This is a genomic window from Streptomyces sp. NPDC058195, assembly GCF_042883525.1.
Lineage (GTDB): Bacteria > Actinomycetota > Actinomycetes > Streptomycetales > Streptomycetaceae > Streptomyces.
In genome coordinates this window covers 37,349-54,453 of record NZ_JBHVVM010000012.1, presented here as the reverse complement: position 1 = coordinate 54,453, position 17,105 = coordinate 37,349, and the positions used below count along the sequence as shown (strand labels likewise).

The following is a 17,105-nucleotide window of genomic DNA, read 5'->3' as shown; positions in this document are numbered from 1 at the left end:
TCCACTCCTGACCATGGCGACTGGGACACCCATGGGGGCTTAAAAATTCGCTCCGTATCGACCGTTTTATGCATGATCACGCTCCACGGCTTGTCACTCGTTAATCACAACGCGTCACTCATGTGACGGTGCGACAGGGGGCCCTTGTTGGAGATCCGGCACTGTGCTGGAATTCCACGCACCGCCGCGGGTTTCAAACCGGCGCGCAGGGGGCGCGACAGAGCGCCGAGTGGCGGCGGAGAGGGGAAGAGGGCGCCGGTCACTCACGACCACCATGGGGCGGGCACGGGACGCCCCACAACGCCGACACCGTTCCACCGCCTCGCGCGGGCGGAACGCCTGGTCCAGAGGTTGCGACGCTAGTGCAGGGACGTTTCAAGAGGGATGGCAGCGCTGCGGCCGAGCAGGAGCCGCGCGGCGGGACCGACCGCGGTCCCTCGGCCCCGCACGCCCAGAACCCCGGGGCGGCCACGGCCGCCGATGGCGGTGACCGCGCTCAGCGCCCCGCCTCGGAAGGCGCCGACGACACCGCCGCGGTCTCCTCGCCGCAGGCCCAGGACCCCGTCAGCACCGGCTCGCGCGTCGCTCTGCGCAACTGGCGCATCAGCACCCGGCTGGTCTCCCTGCTCGCCCTTCCCGTGGTCGCCGCGACCGCGCTCGGCGGTCTGCGGATCAACGAGTCGATGAACGACATGCAGCAGCTGGACCACATGCAGCTGCTGACCAAGCTGACGAAGCAGGCGACCTTCCTGGCGCAGGCGCTCCAGGAGGAGCGCGACAACTCCGCCGGTCCGCTGGCCAACGGCGCGAAGCCCGACGACTTCAAGGTCGCCGATCCGCGCAGGAAGACCGACCGGGCGAAGACGGCCTTCCTCGACGCCACCAACGAGATCGGCGACCCCTCCGGCGACGAGGCCCTCGAAGGCATCGCCGCGAGCACCTCGCAGATCGCGGGCCAGCTGGCCGGCATCCGCGGCATCCGCAAGGAGGCGTACGCGAACGGCGCCCCGAGCTTCCTGACCGTCGACCAGTACAGCCAGCTGATCACCTCGCTGCTGAGCCTCTCCCAGGACATGGCGCAGGCGACCAGCAACTCGGAGATGATCAAGCGGACCCGTGCGCTGGCCGCCTTCTCCTCCGCCAAGGAGTACGCCTCGATCCAGCGGGCCGTCATCGCCGCGGCCCTGCCCGGCGGCAACGACGACAAGAAGCCGCACCTGGACTCGAACGAGAAGCAGTTCGGCAAGCTGGCGCTGGAGGAGGAGCAGTCGGCACTGCGCTCCTTCAAGTCCGTGTACGCCGCCACCGGCAACAACGCCGACGAGCTGACCGCCACGCTCGACGAGGGCAACCCGGAGATCAAGGCCGCCTCCACCTACGCGAAGAAGGTGCTGGACAGCCCCACGGGCATGGCAGGCACCACGCGGCGCTCCTACCTCGACTGGTACGACCAGAGCTCCACCAAGATCGGGGCGATGACGACCATCGAGGAGACCCTCCTCAGCGACATGGAGGGCAAGGCCCGCGAGCTCCGCGGCGAGTCGAAGCGCGAAGCGATCATCAGCGGTGCGCTCATCCTGCTCGTGCTCGGTGTCTCGCTGGTCGGCGCCTTCGTCGTCGCCCGGTCGATGATCCGTTCGCTGCGCCGCCTCCAGGACACCGCCACCCGGGTCGCCCAGGACCGGCTGCCCGAACTCGTCAAGCAGCTCTCCGAGGCCGACCCGCAGGACGTGGACACCTCGGTCGAGTCGGTCGGCGTGCACTCCCGGGACGAGATCGGCCAGGTGGCCGCGGCCTTCGACGACGTGCACCGCGAGGCCGTCCGCCTCGCCGCCGAGCAGGCCCTCCTCCGGGGCAACGTCAACGCGATGTTCACCAACCTCTCGCGCCGCAGCCAGGGCCTCATCCAGCGCCAGCTCTCGCTCATCTCCGAGCTGGAGTCGCGCGAGGCCGACCCGGACCAGCTGTCCTCGCTCTTCAAGCTCGACCACCTCGCGACCCGTATGCGCCGTAACGGCGAGAACCTCCTCGTCCTCGCGGGCGAGGAGCCGGGCCGCCGGTGGACCCGCCCCGTCCCGCTGGTCGACGTGCTCCGTGCCGCCGCCTCCGAGGTGGAGCAGTACGAGCGGATCGAGCTGGCCGCGGTACCCGCCACCGAGGTCGCCGGCCGCGTCGTCAACGACCTCGTCCACCTGCTCGCCGAGCTGCTGGAGAACGCCACGTCGTTCTCCTCCCCGCAGACCAAGGTGCGGGTCACCGGTCACGCGCTGCCCGACGGGCGGGTGCTGGTCGAGATCCACGACACCGGCATCGGCCTCTCCCCGGAGGACCTGGCCGCGATCAACGAGCGGCTCGCCTCGCCGCCCACCGTGGACGTCTCGGTCTCCCGCCGCATGGGTCTGTTCGTGGTCGGCCGGCTTTCGCTGCGTCACGGCATCCGGATCCAGCTGCGGCCCTCCGACTCCGGCGGTACGACCGCGCTGGTCATGCTGCCCGTCGACCTCGCCCACGGCGGCAAGCAGCCCGCGCCCAAGCCCTCCCCCGGTCAGCAGGCCGGCGCCCCGGGCGGTCCGCTCGCCGGCGGCCAGACGGGTGCCGCGGGCGGCTCACGCCCCGGTCTCGGCGCCGCCCCGGCGGGCCCGGCAGGACGTCTGGCCCCGGGCCAGGGCGGCGGCGCACGCGGCCAGGTCGGCCCGGGTTCCGCGCCGCGTGCCGCGCTGCCTTCCCGCGACTCCGGTCCGCGCCCGCCGCAGGGCCAGCAGAACGCCGGGTTCCCGCCCGCCGGGACCGGCCCGCAGGACGCCTCCCGTCCGGAGCCGCAGCGTCACGGCGGCGGCCTCGCCGGCGCCTTCGGCAACGGAGCCCGGCTCGGTGCCCGTGGCCAGGGCGACGGTCCGGGCCACCAGGAGCCGGGCGGCCGACCCGACCTGTTCAGTGAGAAGCGCCAGGCCCAGGACCGGCAGCACGACAACGCAGCCTGGCAGTCGCCGCCGCAGCAGGACCGGCACAACCCGGCCGGTCCGGGCGGTTTCCAGCAGCCCGGCCAGGGCGGACCCGAGCGCCAGCTGCCTCCCGTCGGCGGTCCGCGTGCCGAGCTGCCCGGTGCCCCCTCCCAGGGCCCGGCGACGGGCGGATACCCCGTACCGCAGCGTCCGCAGACCACCAGCTGGGGTGCCGACGACCCGGCGCGGCGCACTCCCCTGGACGCCCCGCGCGGTCACGAAGAGCCCGATTCCACCGGCCAGTTCGAGCGCCCGGTGAACCCGCAGTTCGCCCCGCGGATGCCGCTGGACGAGCAGCAGGGCCCCGGCTCCACCGCCGAGTTCGCCCGCCCGGACTTCTCCGCCCCGGCCCCGCAGGCCCACGCCCCGCAGGACTTCCCGGCCCAGGACCCGGCGGGCACCGCGCAGTTCGCCCGCCCGGACTTCGGGCAGCCGCAGCCGGTCCGGGCCCAGGACCAGGGCTTCCCGGCCCCGGTCCAGCAGGGCCCGGGTGACGGCTTCGGCACGCCGCGCCCGCCCGCCGGTGACGGTCAGTACCGCCCGGTGCTGCCGCCGCAGCCGCAGCCCGAGGCGCTGCCCGCCGCCGGGCCCGGGGACGGCCGTACGCCGCTGTACGACACCCTGGAGACCAACTGGTTCCACGGCCCGCAGCAGAGCGCCCAGCAGCAGCACAGTGCCCAGCAGCCCGCCCAGCCGCAGGCGCCGGACTCGTCCCTCCCCCGTCGTCAGGCCCCGGAGTCCCCGGCTCCCGCGGCCCCGGCCGGTGGCGGCGACACGGGAGGCACCCCCGCAAGTTCCTGGCGCCCCTCGCCGAACGACGAACTCGTGCGGCAGGCGGAGCGGGTCAAGAAGCCCGCGGCAGGCGGAGTCACCACTTCCGGACTGCCGCGTCGAGTGCCCCGCGCCAATCTGGTGCCGGGAACCGCTCAGCAGCAGAACCACCAGTCCGGTCCGCAGGTGTCACGCGCCCCCGACGATGTGCGCGGGCGGCTGACCAATCTCCGCCGGGGCATTCAGCAGGGGCGGCAGGCCAACGGCCAGTCGACCGGCAGTTTCCCACTCGGCCCCACTCACCAGCAGGAGCGTTAGTTGAGCCCGATGAGTCAGGCCGCGCAGAATCTGAACTGGTTGATCACCAACTTCGTGGACAACACCCCCGGGGTGTCCCACACCGTGGTGGTCTCCGCCGACGGACTCCTGCTGGCCATGTCCGAAGGATTCCCCCGTGACCGCGCCGACCAGCTGGCCGCCGTCGCCTCCGGGCTGACCTCGCTGACCGCGGGCGCCTCCCGGATCTTCGAGGGCGGCGCCGTCAGCCAGACGGTCGTGGAGATGGAACGCGGATTCCTCTTCCTGATGTCCATCTCGGACGGCTCCTCACTGGCCGTTCTCGCCCACCCCGACGCCGACATAGGTCTGGTCGGGTATGAGATGGCCCTGCTGGTCGACCGCGCGGGCAGCGTCCTCACCCCCGACCTCCGTGCCGAACTCCAAGGCAGCCTGCTTCACTAGGCGTCCGTGGATCGATGACAGACTCGATTGCCCCAGGAAACGCCCTCAACCCTCGTCCGTCAGACCACCTGGAGCCCCTGCCGGCCCCATCAGACGGCACGCCGACGCATTGCTGTCACGCCCGGAGGATTCATGACCCCGCCACCCGCCTCACCCGATCCGTACGGCGCACTGCATCACGCGTCGTACGACGGTGAAGGCGACCAGCCGCTGGTCCGCCCGTACGCCATGACCGGCGGCCGGACCCGGCCGCGCTACCAGCTCGCCATAGAGGCACTGGTCTCCACCACCGCCGACCCCGCGCACATGGCGACGCTGCTCCCTGAGCACCAGCGGATCTGCCACCTCTGCCGTGAGGTCAAGTCGGTGGCCGAGGTCTCGGCGCTGCTGTCGATGCCGCTCGGTGTGGCCCGGATTCTCGTCGCGGACCTGGCGGAAGCCGGCATGGTGGCCATCCACCAGCCGGGCAATGGAGAGGCCGGCGGCGCGCCGGATGTGACACTGCTCGAAAGGGTGCTCAGTGGACTTCGCAAGCTCTAGTGGCGGCGCGACCCGGGCCACCACCTCGGCGAAGATCGTGGTGGCCGGGGGCTTCGGCGTGGGCAAGACCACGTTCGTCGGTGCCGTCTCGGAGATCAACCCGTTGCGTACCGAGGCCGTGATGACGTCCGCGTCCGCGGGCATCGACGACCTGACGCACACGGGTGGCAAGACGACGACGACCGTCGCCATGGACTTCGGTCGCATCACCCTGGACCAGGACCTGATCCTGTACCTCTTCGGTACGCCCGGTCAGGACCGCTTCTGGTTCATGTGGGACGACCTGGTCCGCGGCGCCATCGGCGCCGTCGTCCTCGTCGACACCCGCCGCCTCGCCGACTGCTTCCCCGCCGTCGACTACTTCGAGAACAGCGGACTCCCCTTCGTCATCGCCCTCAACGGCTTCGACGGACACCAGCCCTACACCCCCGACGAAGTCCGCGAGGCCCTCCAGATCGGCCCGGACACCCCGATCATCACGACGGACGCCCGTCACCGCGCGGACGCCAAGAGCGGTCTGATCACGCTCGTCGAGCACGCGCTCATGGCGCGGCTCAAGTAGGCACAAGTCGGTATTGCCGTACGGTAGTTGCCGTAGTCGGGCGGGGGTGGACTGTGTCGTTTGACACGCTCCGCCCCCGTATTCATAACGTTTCGACAGAGAATTGACCCGCGACCGACACCCGACGCATCCGTCTGGTGTCACAGCGCACACCCGAGCCCCGTCTTTTGGCGGGGCTCGTTCCTTATGCCCGTTTTATCTGAGGTCTGCGCCACTCGGAATGGCAGGTTCCGACTGTTTGGAACGCGACCGGTCCCCATGCTGGAATTCGACGGACTTCCGAGTAGTACGGCCCTGAACGAAATACGGCACAGCTGAGGTGCCGACGCCGAGAGGTTGTTGGTCGAGTGAGGCGAAGCAACGCGGGCTCCACGGCGCAGCGGGAGCGGGGCAGTTTCACGCCTCCGTCGCGCGCCGCGGCGTCGTCCGCCGATGCGTCGGACGCCAAGGTGCCCGTCGGCGGTTCCAGCAAGCTGTCTCCGCGCAACTGGCGGGTGCCCACCCGGCTGAACGCGATCCTCCTGATCCCCGTCCTGGTCGGCCTGGTCATGGGCGGTTTCCAGGTGAAGGGATCGATCGACACCTGGAGCGAGGCCGAGGACGCCGCGAAGACCGCGCTGGTCGTGCGTGCCGCCGCCGAGTACGGCCAGGCGCTCCTCAACGAGCGCGACCTCTCCGCCCAGCCGCTGCTGTCGAACAAGCGCGACGCCGCCGTCGTCGCGGAGGTCCAGACCACGACGGACAACGCGGCGGGCAAGTTCAACGAGGCCGTCAAGGACATGCCGAAGAAGAAGGGCCTGGAGCGCCGTCTCCGGCTCTTCAGGCTGGAGGAGCCGACCCTCCCCGGGCTCCGCAAGTCCGCTTTCGCCGAGGGCCTGGACCCGGTGAAGACGGAGGAGGGCTACGTCAAGGTCCAGCACTCTCTGATGGACTTCAGCAATGAGCTGGGGCTGGGCACGGGCAACATCACCAGCTACGGCCGTACGGTCTACGCGCTGGAGCTCGCCAAGGCCGCAGAATCGCTTCAGCGCTCCATCGGCATGCATCTGCTGGTCCGGCCGAGCCAGCAGCGCGCCACGTTCGACGCCCAGGTCAAGGCCTTCGGTTCGTACAACTACCTGGAAGTGATCGCGCTCGGCGAGTTCAACTCCGGTGGGACGGACGCGGACGCGGCCCGACTGAAGCAGGTCATGGCCGCCAAGGCCGACGAGGGCAACGAGAAGCTGAAGAAGGCCAAGGAACAGGCCGACGCCACCGGGGTGCCGTTCGTGACCCCGCCCAGCATCGACGGCTCGGTCTTCGACGGCATGGCCGAGCAGATCTCCCAGGGCAAGTCGCCCGGGAAGCTGGCCGCGAAGGGCATCACGCCGGAGACCTGGATGGCCGCCGCCACCGCCAAGTTCGACGGCTACACCACGGTCGAGAACGAGCTGGTCGACAAGGCGGTGAACGAGGCCGCGGACATCTCCTCCCGCGCCCGGACCGACGCCATCGTCAACGCCGCCGTGGTGATCGTCGCCCTGCTGGCCGCCTTCGTCCTGGCCGGTCTCATGGCCCGGCAGATGAGCCGGTCGATGCGCCAGCTGCGTACGGCCGCCTTCGGGATCGCCGAGCAGCGGCTGCCGATGCTGGTCGACCAGCTCTCCCGGGCCGAGCCGGGCCGGGTCGACACCCGGGTGCAGCCCATCCCGATCCACAGCCGGGACGAGATCGGCGAGGTCGCCCGCGCCTTCGACCAGGTGCACCGGGAGGCGGTCCGGCTCGCAGCCGAGCAGGCCATGCTCCGGGGCAACGTCAACGCGATCTTCACCAACCTGTCGCGCCGCAACCAGTCCCTGATCGAGGGTCAGCTGACCCTCATCACCGACCTGGAGAACAACGAGGCCGACCCGGACCAGCTGGAGAACCTCTTCCGGCTCGACCACCTGGCCACCCGCATGCGCCGCAACGGCGAGAACCTTCTGGTCCTCGCGGGCGAGGAGCCCGGCCGCCGCTGGAACCAGCCGGTGCCGCTGGTCGACGTGCTCCGCGCCGCCGCCTCCGAGGTGGAGTCCTACGAGCGCGTCGAGCTGTCGGGCGTACCGGAGACCGAGATCCACGGGCAGGCCGTCACCGACCTGGTGCACCTGCTGGCCGAGCTGCTGGAGAACGCGACCACGTTCTCCTCGCCGCAGACCAAGGTGCGGGTCACCGCGACCCGGCTGCCCGACGGCCGCATGATGATCGAGATCCACGACAAGGGCATCGGTCTCACCCCCGAGGACTTCGCCGACATCAATCACCGGCTGGCCAACCCGCCGACCGTGGACGCCTCGGTCTCGCAGCGGATGGGCCTGTTCGTGGTCGGCCGCCTCTCCGACCGGCACGGCATCCGGGTCCAGATGCGCCCCTCGGGCGAGCAGGCCGGGACCACCTCACTGGTCATGCTGCCGGACGCGATCACGCACGGCGGTGGCGGCGAACCGGACGCCGGGGCCGGCGACTTCACCGTCTCCTCGATCATTCCGGAGCAGCAGGGCCTGGAGCAGCAGCCCCAGGCGCACCAGCGCACCGCGGCGGAGCTCGGCTTCGACGACTCCCGTTACGAGCAGCCGCCGACGGGGGCCGCGCTGGACCCCGTGGGCCGTTCGCTGATGCGCGAGGAGCGCCGGGCGGCGCTGGGGGCGCAGGCCTCCGGCGAGCACCAGCAGTTCGGCCAGCAGCCGTATGCCGCCGAGGGGCATCAGCCGTACGCGCAGGGCCCGTACGCCGGGGCCGGATACGGTCAGCAGCCGGGGCAGGAGCCGTACGGCCAGGAACGCTACGACGGCCAGGACCCGTACGGACAGCAGGGCCAGGACCCGTACGGACAGCAGGGCCAGGACCCGTACGGGCAGCACGGCCAGGAGCCGTACGGACAGCAGGGCCAGCAGCACTACGGGCAGCAGGCCGCGTACGAGGGCGGCTACGCTCCGTACGCCGCTGAACCGGCCGCCGGACATGCGGAGTCCGGTCAGCCGGCCGGTGAGCTCCCGCGGCCCGGGTACGACGGGCCGTTCGCTCCCGGGCCCCAGCAGGGCGAGTGGCCGGATCAGGGCGACTACCGGGAGGCGTACGCGCCGCCGGCTCCGGAGGAAGCGGAATCAACCCTCCCGTCTGCCCCCGCCGAGTCGCCGGAACGCGTAGGCTTCGACCATTCGGGGCCCACGCCCAACTCAGGCCACGAGCTCACCGAAGCCGGTCTGCCGCGCCGGGGTGGTCAGCAGCACTGGCAGCCCACCGGCCGCGGCAACCACCGGCCCGCCGCAGCGCAGCAGCCGCAGCAGCAGGAGTTGCCGCAGCAGCCCGCGCAGCAGGACGGAAACGGCTCCTCCGACGACTGGCACTCGGCCAACGACGAGCGCTGGGAGCGGGCCGAGAAGCTGCGGGAGCCGAAGGCGGGCGGGATCACCCCGTCCGGTCTTCCCCGACGGGTGCCCAAGGCCAACCTGGTCGAGGGCACGGCGGAGCAGGCCGTTCAGGACGGCCCTCAGGTTTCCCGCGCCCCCGAGGACATCCGCGGCAGGTTGAGCAACCTGCGGCGGGGCGTGCTCCGGGGACGCAGCGCGGGTTCGGACGACAGTAATACCTACGACCAGGAGCGTTAGTGTGAGCCCGATGAGCCAGGCGGCGCAGAATCTGAACTGGTTGATCACCAACTTCGTGGACAACACCCCCGGGGTGTCCCACACGGTGGTGGTCTCCGCCGACGGACTCCTGCTGGCCATGTCCGAAGGATTCCCCCGTGACCGCGCCGACCAGCTGGCCGCCGTCGCCTCCGGGCTGACCTCGCTGACCGCGGGCGCCTCCCGGATCTTCGAGGGCGGGGCCGTCAGCCAGACGGTCGTGGAGATGGAACGCGGATTCCTCTTCCTGATGTCCATCTCGGACGGTTCCTCACTGGCCGTTCTCGCCCACCCCGACGCCGATATCGGTCTGGTCGGGTACGAAATGGCACTTCTCGTCGACCGGGCGGGCAGCGTCCTGACCCCGGATCTCCGGGCCGAGCTCCAGGGAAGTCTTCTTAACTAATAGACAGACAGTGCGTTTCGCGCCACTGGGCCATAAGGTGCGGTGGCGCGGACCCACTGGGATCGGGACCGGCAGTCGGAGGAGGAATCGTGGACACACCCCGCAACGGGCACCAGCACGACGGTGGCCGCCAGGTATCGGGTGAGCACGGGGACAACCGGTTCAACTTCCCCTCATCCCCCAGCAGACAGGGTGCCCAGCCTCCTTTCCCGCCCTACCGGCAGCCGCAGCAGCCGCCGCAGCCGCGGGGCGCCCAGGAGGACACCGGGTGGCACCCGCAGCGTCCGCACCGCTACGACTCGCCCCGGGCGCCCCGCATCCAGCCGGTGCAGCCGCGGCAGAGCCCCGAGCCCTCCGCGCACAACCCGCTGGTTCGTCCGTACGCCATGACCGGCGGCCGGACGCGCCCGCGCTACCAACTCGCCATTGAGGCGTTGGTCAGTACCACGGCCGATCCGTCCCGGCTGCACGGGCAGTTGCCCGAGCACCAGCGGATCTGCCGGCTGTGCTTCGAGATCAAGTCGGTCGCCGAGATTTCGGCACTGCTCTCGATACCCCTCGGCGTTGCCCGGATCCTCGTGGCCGACCTGGCCGAGGCCGGACTCGTCGCTATCCATCAGCCCGGCGGCGACGAGTCCGCCGGCGGCCAGCCAGATGTGACACTGCTCGAAAGGGTGCTCAGTGGACTTCGCAAGCTCTAGCGGCGGAGCAGCCCGCTCCACTACCTCGGCGAAGATCGTGGTGGCAGGGGGCTTCGGCGTGGGTAAGACCACGTTCGTCGGTGCCGTCTCGGAGATCAATCCGCTGCGTACCGAAGCCGTGATGACGTCCGCGTCCGCGGGCATCGACGACCTGACGCACACCGGGGACAAGACGACCACCACGGTGGCGATGGACTTCGGCCGTATCACCCTGGACCAGGACCTGATCCTGTACCTCTTCGGTACGCCCGGTCAGGACCGCTTCTGGTTCATGTGGGACGACCTGGTCCGCGGCGCCATCGGCGCCGTCGTCCTCGTCGACACCCGCCGCCTCGCCGACTGCTTCCCCGCCGTCGACTACTTCGAGAACAGCGGACTCCCCTTCGTCATCGCCCTCAACGGCTTCGACGGACACCAGCCCTACACCCCCGACGAAGTCCGCGAGGCCCTCCAGATCGGCCCGGACACGCCGATCCTGACGACGGACGCCCGTCACCGCGCGGACGCCAAGAGCGCGCTGATCACGCTCGTCGAGCACGCGCTCATGGCGCGGCTCCGCTAGCGGGGACACCGCGCATGCGGAAGGCCCCGCACTCCCGAGGGAGTGCGGGGCCTTCCGCATGCGGTGCGCGCGCTCGTGTCAGTGCTGCCAGGAGTGCGGGGCGCGGAAGCCCGGGGTGCGCTCCAGGCGCCGCCACACGGCGGTGCTGCGGCCGTGGTGGGCGGGGGGAGCGGCGGGGCGGGACGCGGCGCGGGCGAGCAGGACCGCGGTTATCGCGGCCAGCTCCTCGGGCTCGGCAAGCCCCTTCTCGACGCGCAGCACGGACTCGGCGGCAGTGCTCATAGGTGGTCTCTCCGTCTTCTCGGCAGGGCAGGCGGTCGCGGGGCGGGCCGGCGGCGGTGCCGCGCGGCCCTGCGGCCTACTGCGGGGGGTTGCCGTGCTTGCGGGACGGCAGGTCGGCGTGCTTGGTACGCAGCATGGCGAGCGAGGCGATCAGCACCTCGCGGGTCTCGGCGGGGTCGATGACGTCGTCGACCAGGCCGCGTTCCGCCGCGTAGTACGGATGCATGAGTTCCGCCTTGTACTCCTTGACCATGCGCTTGCGCATGGCTTCCGGGTCCTCGGCGTCGGCGATCTGCCGACGGAAGATGACGTTGGCGGCGCCCTCGGCGCCCATCACCGCGATCTCGTTGGTGGGCCAGGCGTAGGTCAGGTCGGCACCGATGGACTGGCTGTCCATGACGATGTACGCACCGCCGTAGGCCTTGCGCAGGATCAGCGAGATCCTCGGCACCGTGGCGTTGCAGTACGCGTAGAGGAGCTTCGCACCGTGCCGAATGATTCCACCGTGCTCCTGGTCGACGCCGGGCAGAAAGCCGGGTACGTCCAAAAGAGTGATGATGGGGATGTTGAACGCGTCACACATCTGGACGAAGCGGGCCGCCTTCTCGGAGGCCTCGATGTCCAGCACACCCGCCAGCGACTGCGGCTGGTTGGCGACGATGCCGACGACCTGGCCGTCGAGACGGGCCAGGGCGCAGACGATGTTGCGGGCCCAGCGCTCGTGGACTTCCAGGTAGTCGCCGTCGTCGACGAGCTCCTCGATGACCTTGTGCATGTCGTACGGGCGGTTGCCGTCGGCCGGGACCAGGTCCAGCAGGACATCGCCGCGCCGGTCCGCCGGGTCCTCGGAGGGGACCACCGGCGGGTTCTCGCGGTTGTTCTGCGGGAGCATCGACAGGAGGTACCGGACCTCGGCGATGCAGGTCTCCTCGTCGTCGTACGCGAAGTGCGCGACGCCCGAGGTCTCGGCGTGGACGTCGGCGCCGCCGAGCCCGTTCTGGGTGATCTCCTCGCCGGTGACCGCCTTCACGACGTCCGGGCCGGTGATGAACATCTGCGAGGTCTCGCGGACCATGAACACGAAGTCCGTCAGCGCCGGGCTGTAGGCGGCGCCGCCCGCGCACGGGCCGAGCATCACGCTGATCTGCGGGATCACGCCCGAGGCCTTCGTGTTCCGCTGGAAGATCCCGCCGTACCCGGCCAGCGCCGAGACGCCCTCCTGGATACGGGCCCCGGCGCCGTCGTTCAGTGAGACCAGCGGCGCGCCCGCCGCGATGGCCATGTCCATGATCTTGTGGATCTTCGTGGCGTGGGCCTCGCCCAGCGCGCCCCCGAAGATCCGGAAGTCGTGCGCGTACACGAAGACCGTACGGCCCTCGACCGTGCCCCAGCCGGTGATCACACCGTCCGTGTACGGCTTCTTCGCCTCCAGGCCGAACCCGGTCGCCCGGTGCCGACGCAACTGCTCGACCTCCCTGAACGAACCCTCGTCCAGGAGCAGCGCGATGCGCTCGCGCGCGGTCAGCTTGCCCTTGGCGTGCTGCGCCTCGGTCGCCCGGTCACTCGGTCCGCGCCGGGCCTGCTCACGCAGTGCCAGCAGTTCGGCCACACGGCCACGGGTGTCGCTCGGTTCGCCCGGAGTCTCGTCCACAACGGTCATGTACCGACCCTACGAACCCGGGCAAGTAAACCCTGCCGTCGACTCCGTACAGTCTCCTGCCCGGTTTCCTGGCGGGGCTCCACATACTCCGGGCGACGTGCAGGCGAAGTACCAGCCGGTACGGGTCTTTCTTTGTGGGGGTCTCACAAAGTGCGGTGGTCGTGGGTCGCCACCGTCCGTCAGTCCCGGGGTGTGCTCCGGTTGGGGGGTCCGCACCTTTGACCATGATGCGGCCCCCCTCGCGCGGCTGGGTCGCCGGGGTTCTCAGCCGCCGCAGTGGAAGCGGGCGTCACCCCAGTCGGCGTGGTCGTTGCCGTTGCCGTCGCCGCCGTCGCCGACGACCAGGTCGACGTAGGCGGCCCCGGTGACGTCGGCCTCCAGTGTCCAGGCGGTGTCGGCCGCCTTCAACACCGGCGACGTCACTTTCGCGGCACCGTCGGCCAGGACGGAGAAGCGCACGCTTCCGGCGCTCTTCTGGACGTCGTCCACCCCCACCCGGGCGGTGAAGGAGGTGCACCGCCCGCCGAGGTAGTAGCGGACCTTCGCCGGGGCGTGGGTGCCCAGGCCCTTGGCGTAGACAGTGCCGCCGATGGTGAGCGGGGTGCCGTCACCGGTGCCGGTCTCGCCGTTGGAGAGGTCCCGTTCGACGGGGCCCCAGCCGTTCTCGGCGGCCGTCCAGTCCAGGTCACTGGCCCAGCTGTCGGTGGTGGGCGGCGGCGGCAGGGTGCGTACCGAGGTCTGCGCGCCCAGCGTGCGCCGGGCACCGTCGACGGCGTACGTGGCCTCGGCCGCCAGTGCGTACGTCTGGTACACCGCGTCCGCCGGCGGGGTGACCCGCCAGGTGCCGGTGGCCTTGGCGCCCGCCGCGACGGAGTCGAAGGTGACGGGGCCGTCCGTCTCGGCCGTCCAGCCCTCGGGGACGGTCAGGGCGAGCGCGACGCCGGTGGCCGCGGTCGCCTCGTGGTTGGTGAAGGACGCCTTGACGGTGGCGGCCCTGCCCGGTTCCAGGGTCTCGGCGCCGGGGTCGACGGCGAGGGTGCCGCAGGCGGCCCGCTCGGACTCGGGGGCGGGACCGAGGTCGGTCACGGTGAAGGAGTCGAGGACGAAGTCGGCGCCGTCGGGGGCGTCACCGCGCTTGCGCAGCCCGGTCCAGGTGTCGCCGCAGCCCGCGGTGAGGGTCTCGGTGAAGTGGCCGGTGGTGCGCTGCTGCCCTATCGCGGTGGTCCGGGTCTCCACGGCGTCGGGCGTGCCCTCCGCGGTGATCCGGTCGTAGCCGTCGACCCATTCGTAGGCCCCGGCGTGGCTGGACTGGTAGTCGTACGCGACCTTGTAGCGGTGCCCCTCGGTCATGGGCACGGTCCAGGGGGCGGTGCGGTAGACGAGCCCGGCGTTCTCCTCGTGGGACTTGAGGGATTCCTCGCCGCCGAGCACATCGTCGGACAGCTTTCCGTTCCACCCTGCCTGGGTGTACGGGGCGTGCAGCTGGGAGATGACGGTGCGGGGGTCGGTCGAGCCGCCCGCGTCGCCCTTCAGGAAGGGGCCCCAGCCCTGGTCGACGTCCTCGAAGTCCTCGTGGACGACGGTGCCCGGCACGGTTTTCGGGGCGTTGGCGACGATGCGCACGTCGTCGGCCCGTACGGTGGCCGCGCTGCCGCCGGCCGCCTCCACGCGCAGGGTGGCGCGCCCGTTCGCGGGGGCGGTGAAGTTGACCTCGGCGCGCTGGAAGTAGCTGCCGTGCCAGTCGGACGCGGCAACCTGGTCCTTGACGGTGGAGCGGTCCACGGCGACGGACTTCCCGCCGATCGAGAGCGTGGTGTGCCGGGTCTTCCCCGGCTGCACCTCGATGAGCGCGGAGGCGGTGTAGCGCTGGCCCGGGACGAGCCCGTCGACGCGCTGCGCGAGCGCGGCGGGTGCGCTGCCGGTGAACGCGGCGCTGTTGCGGCCCTTGCCGTCGGTGTCGCGGCCGACGGCCCCGGTCTTCGTCCAGGCGGTCAGCGCCCCGTCGTTGAAGCCCGGGTCGTGGACCGGGGTGCCCTCGCCCCACTCCGGGTCGGCGGCCCTGGGTGCCTGCCGGGGGTAGAGGACGTACGGCTGGCCGGCCTTCGCGGTCAGGGTGACCCTCCCGTCGACCGGCTTGACCGTGCCCGTCTTCACGCGGCCGTTGTCGGTCAGCGCGTAGACGGTGTACGTACCGTTCGACGGCACGGCCCAGCTGCTGGTCCCGCCGGACTGGCTGTAGTGGTACAGCTTCTTCCCGCCGTCCCAGGGCAGCAGGTAGCCGGTGCCGCTGAGGACCTTGCGGCCGTGGTCGTAGAAGGTCCGCTTCCCGTCCTCGACGGTGCCCCGGACCCCGCCGGTGAGGGTGATGTCGTTGCCGTCCCAGCGGGTGATCCTCTGCTGCTGGAGGTACTTGGCGGGCAGGTTGCGCTGCCAGATGTTGTCGTAGAAGGCGTTCCAGTCGGTCTCGCCGGTCCAGCCCTCGAATTCGGCGAGGGCACTCTGGCCGAGCACCGGGTCGTTGTTCCAGGTGTCCCGCTCGCCGTTGCGGATGAAGCGGATGATCTTCGAGTTGAGCCCCTTGTTGGTGGCCCCGCCGTAGTCGAGGTCGTTGGCCCAGTGCGACCACAGGGTGCCGCGCTCGAACTTGTCGGACCACTCGCTGCCGACGTTCCAGCCCTGCTTCTGCACGGCGCGCAGCGTCTTGTCCGCGATCCAGCCGTGCGTGTAGTAGACGTCGATGTAGAGGAAGCCGAGGTTGGGGTCGGTCTCGTCGCGCAGCTGCTGGAAACGCCTGGCCAGGTCGCCGCTGTTGATGTCGCGGCGCTGGTCGATGTAGTAGCTCTGGCCCAGCCAGTTCCAGCCGGGCCTGGTCTTGTCGACGAGCTGCTCGTCGAACTCCCTGGCCTCGGGGTACGCCTCGGTCGCGTTGACGTGGACGCCGAAGGTGGCGCCCCATTTCTTGCCGTCCTTGAGCAGCGCGTTGAGGTCCTTGAGCCCTCCGGCGCGCTTGTTGTAGTCGCCGCCGTAGTCGGGGTGGGCGGAGTCGTGGCCCTCGGAGGCGTACCCCTTGAGGACGGCGAGCTGGCCGAGTCCGTCGGTGGCCAGGGAGATCCGCTTGACGTCGTCGAGGGTACGCAGGAAGGGATGGGTGGCCTGGCTGGCGAAGTTGAACGGGATGTGGGTGACGACCCGGTCAGCGGTGGACTCACTGCCGGGGGCCCGGACGCCGATGGCACGGAAGGCGACGGCGCCGTCCTGCCAGTCCACGGTCCGGTCGCCGTTGGCGTCGGGGGTGACGACGACCCTGGCCCAGGGGAGGTCGTCCCCGCTCTCCGGCTCCGGTGCGCCCTCGCCCCGGTAGGTCCACTGGCCGGACCAGACGCCGACCCGGACGCTGCCGTCGTCGGCGGTGCGGGCCTGGTGCCAGAAGCGGGCGTCGTCGCCGCCGGTGGCGCCGGAGGGTTTGTCGTAGGAGGAGTTGGACTCGACGGCGGCGGCGAGCGAGGAGGTGTTGACGATCGCGTAGGTGGCGCCGAGCGGGGCCTTGTCGGCGGCGGTGGCGGCGGTGACCGGGCCGAAGACGTCGGCGGTCTTCGTCGAGTCGTTGTCGAGCCTGGTGAAGGCGGTGGCGGCGCCGGTGTCGGTGGAGCCCACGGAGACCAGGTCGTGGCCGGGTATGTCGAGGGTGGAGACGCGGAACGCCCCGGTGTCGCGGACGGCCGTCACCTTGAAGGTGGTGGCGCGTCCGGTGACCGAGAGCGAGGCGTCGATCTCGACCCCGGGCAGGCCGGTGAAGGTCAGGGTGTAGTGGGCGGCCGAGGCGGTGATCCGGGGGGCGCCCTTGAGCTGGACGGGGTACGCGCTGCCGTTGAGGGTCACGGTGGTGACCGGCCGCGTGCTGCCCAGCAGCCGCCCGCCCCCGGCCCGGTCGGTGTACGCGAGGACCCGCGGGAAGTCCTCGGCCACGGCGACCGCGAGCTGGGCGGACCGGATGACGGGGGCGTCCGCGGGCACGGACGGCGCGACCGCGGCGGACGGGCCGGAGGCGGGAGCGGCGGCCGAGGCGGGGAGCGCCGTCCCCGCCAGGGCCAGGACGACGGCTGTGGCGGCGGCTGCGGCGCCCGCCGAAGTGAATCTTCGAGAGGACATGTGCACTGCGTAGTCCCCGCCCCGGGACACCGTCAACGACCTGCGACGACTCCGAACGCACCAGTCCAACAACCGCGTTGCGTAA

11 protein-coding genes are annotated in these 17,105 nt (G+C 71.0%); 8 read left to right on the top strand and 3 right to left on the bottom strand.

Annotated elements, in window-relative coordinates:
• Positions 1 to 362 precede the first annotated feature (362 nt).
• From ACFVWY_RS17010 to ACFVWY_RS16975, 8 genes are all read left to right on the top strand, one after another.
• The gene (locus ACFVWY_RS17010) at positions 363 to 4,091 is read left to right on the top strand and encodes a nitrate- and nitrite sensing domain-containing protein (RefSeq protein ID WP_389872566.1); all 3,729 of its coding nucleotides are present in this window, start codon (positions 363 to 365) and stop codon (positions 4,089 to 4,091) included.
• A 9-nt stretch (positions 4,092 to 4,100) separates the two neighbouring features.
• Positions 4,101 to 4,514 (top strand): roadblock/LC7 domain-containing protein, encoded by a 414-nt coding sequence (locus tag ACFVWY_RS17005; protein ID WP_259934900.1) that lies wholly within the window; start codon positions 4,101 to 4,103, stop codon positions 4,512 to 4,514.
• A 132-nt stretch (positions 4,515 to 4,646) separates the two neighbouring features.
• Complete coding sequence (locus tag ACFVWY_RS17000; protein ID WP_352276250.1) at positions 4,647 to 5,054, top strand: DUF742 domain-containing protein; 408 nt, start codon at positions 4,647 to 4,649, stop codon at positions 5,052 to 5,054.
• A complete protein-coding gene (locus ACFVWY_RS16995) occupies positions 5,035 to 5,616 on the top strand; it encodes an ATP/GTP-binding protein (RefSeq protein ID WP_376688983.1) in 582 nt (193 codons plus the stop codon). The genes ACFVWY_RS17000 and ACFVWY_RS16995 overlap by 20 nt, the downstream gene beginning before the upstream one ends.
• A 347-nt stretch (positions 5,617 to 5,963) precedes the next feature.
• On the top strand, positions 5,964 to 9,242 hold the full coding sequence (locus ACFVWY_RS16990; RefSeq protein ID WP_389872562.1) for a nitrate- and nitrite sensing domain-containing protein: 3,279 nt from the start codon (positions 5,964 to 5,966) through the stop codon (positions 9,240 to 9,242).
• 10 nt (positions 9,243 to 9,252) lie between these two features.
• Positions 9,253 to 9,666, top strand: a complete 414-nt coding sequence (locus ACFVWY_RS16985) for a roadblock/LC7 domain-containing protein (RefSeq protein WP_376688985.1) — start codon at positions 9,253 to 9,255, stop codon at positions 9,664 to 9,666.
• A gap of 89 nt (positions 9,667 to 9,755) precedes the next feature.
• Positions 9,756 to 10,367: a DUF742 domain-containing protein gene (locus tag ACFVWY_RS16980; RefSeq protein WP_389872561.1), complete on the top strand. Its 612-nt coding sequence runs from the start codon at positions 9,756 to 9,758 to the stop codon at positions 10,365 to 10,367.
• Complete coding sequence (locus ACFVWY_RS16975; protein WP_014048542.1) at positions 10,348 to 10,929, top strand: ATP/GTP-binding protein; 582 nt, start codon at positions 10,348 to 10,350, stop codon at positions 10,927 to 10,929. The genes ACFVWY_RS16980 and ACFVWY_RS16975 overlap by 20 nt, the downstream gene beginning before the upstream one ends.
• A 78-nt stretch (positions 10,930 to 11,007) precedes the next feature.
• On the opposite strand, the gene ACFVWY_RS16970 is transcribed toward ACFVWY_RS16975, so the two are convergent.
• The 3 genes from ACFVWY_RS16970 to ACFVWY_RS16960 all read right to left on the bottom strand — a co-directional run bounded on the left by ACFVWY_RS16970 (position 11,008) and on the right by ACFVWY_RS16960 (position 17,020).
• Positions 11,008 to 11,211 carry an acyl-CoA carboxylase subunit epsilon gene (locus ACFVWY_RS16970; RefSeq protein WP_389872558.1) on the bottom strand — a complete coding sequence of 68 codons (204 nt, stop codon included), beginning with the start codon at positions 11,209 to 11,211 and terminating at the stop codon, positions 11,008 to 11,010.
• Between the two features lie 76 nt (positions 11,212 to 11,287).
• Entirely contained in the window at positions 11,288 to 12,871 is a 1,584-nt protein-coding gene (locus tag ACFVWY_RS16965; RefSeq protein ID WP_389872555.1) for an acyl-CoA carboxylase subunit beta, read from the bottom strand.
• Positions 12,872 to 13,135: 264 nt separating this feature from the next.
• Positions 13,136 to 17,020 carry an endo-alpha-N-acetylgalactosaminidase family protein gene (locus tag ACFVWY_RS16960; protein ID WP_389872552.1) on the bottom strand — a complete coding sequence of 1,295 codons (3,885 nt, stop codon included), beginning with the start codon at positions 17,018 to 17,020 and terminating at the stop codon, positions 13,136 to 13,138.
• Positions 17,021 to 17,105: the final 85 nt, after the last annotated feature.

Coding starts and splice junctions, on each gene's coding strand:
- ACFVWY_RS17005 (WP_259934900.1), top strand. CDS start 4,101: ATGAGTCAGGCCGCGCAGAATCTGAACTGGTTGATCACCAACTTCGTG.
- ACFVWY_RS16970 (WP_389872558.1), bottom strand. CDS start 11,211: ATGAGCACTGCCGCCGAGTCCGTGCTGCGCGTCGAGAAGGGGCTTGCC.
- ACFVWY_RS16965 (WP_389872555.1), bottom strand. CDS start 12,871: ATGACCGTTGTGGACGAGACTCCGGGCGAACCGAGCGACACCCGTGGC.
- ACFVWY_RS16960 (WP_389872552.1), bottom strand. CDS start 17,020: ATGTCCTCTCGAAGATTCACTTCGGCGGGCGCCGCAGCCGCCGCCACA.
- ACFVWY_RS17000 (WP_352276250.1), top strand. CDS start 4,647: ATGACCCCGCCACCCGCCTCACCCGATCCGTACGGCGCACTGCATCAC.
- ACFVWY_RS16985 (WP_376688985.1), top strand. CDS start 9,253: ATGAGCCAGGCGGCGCAGAATCTGAACTGGTTGATCACCAACTTCGTG.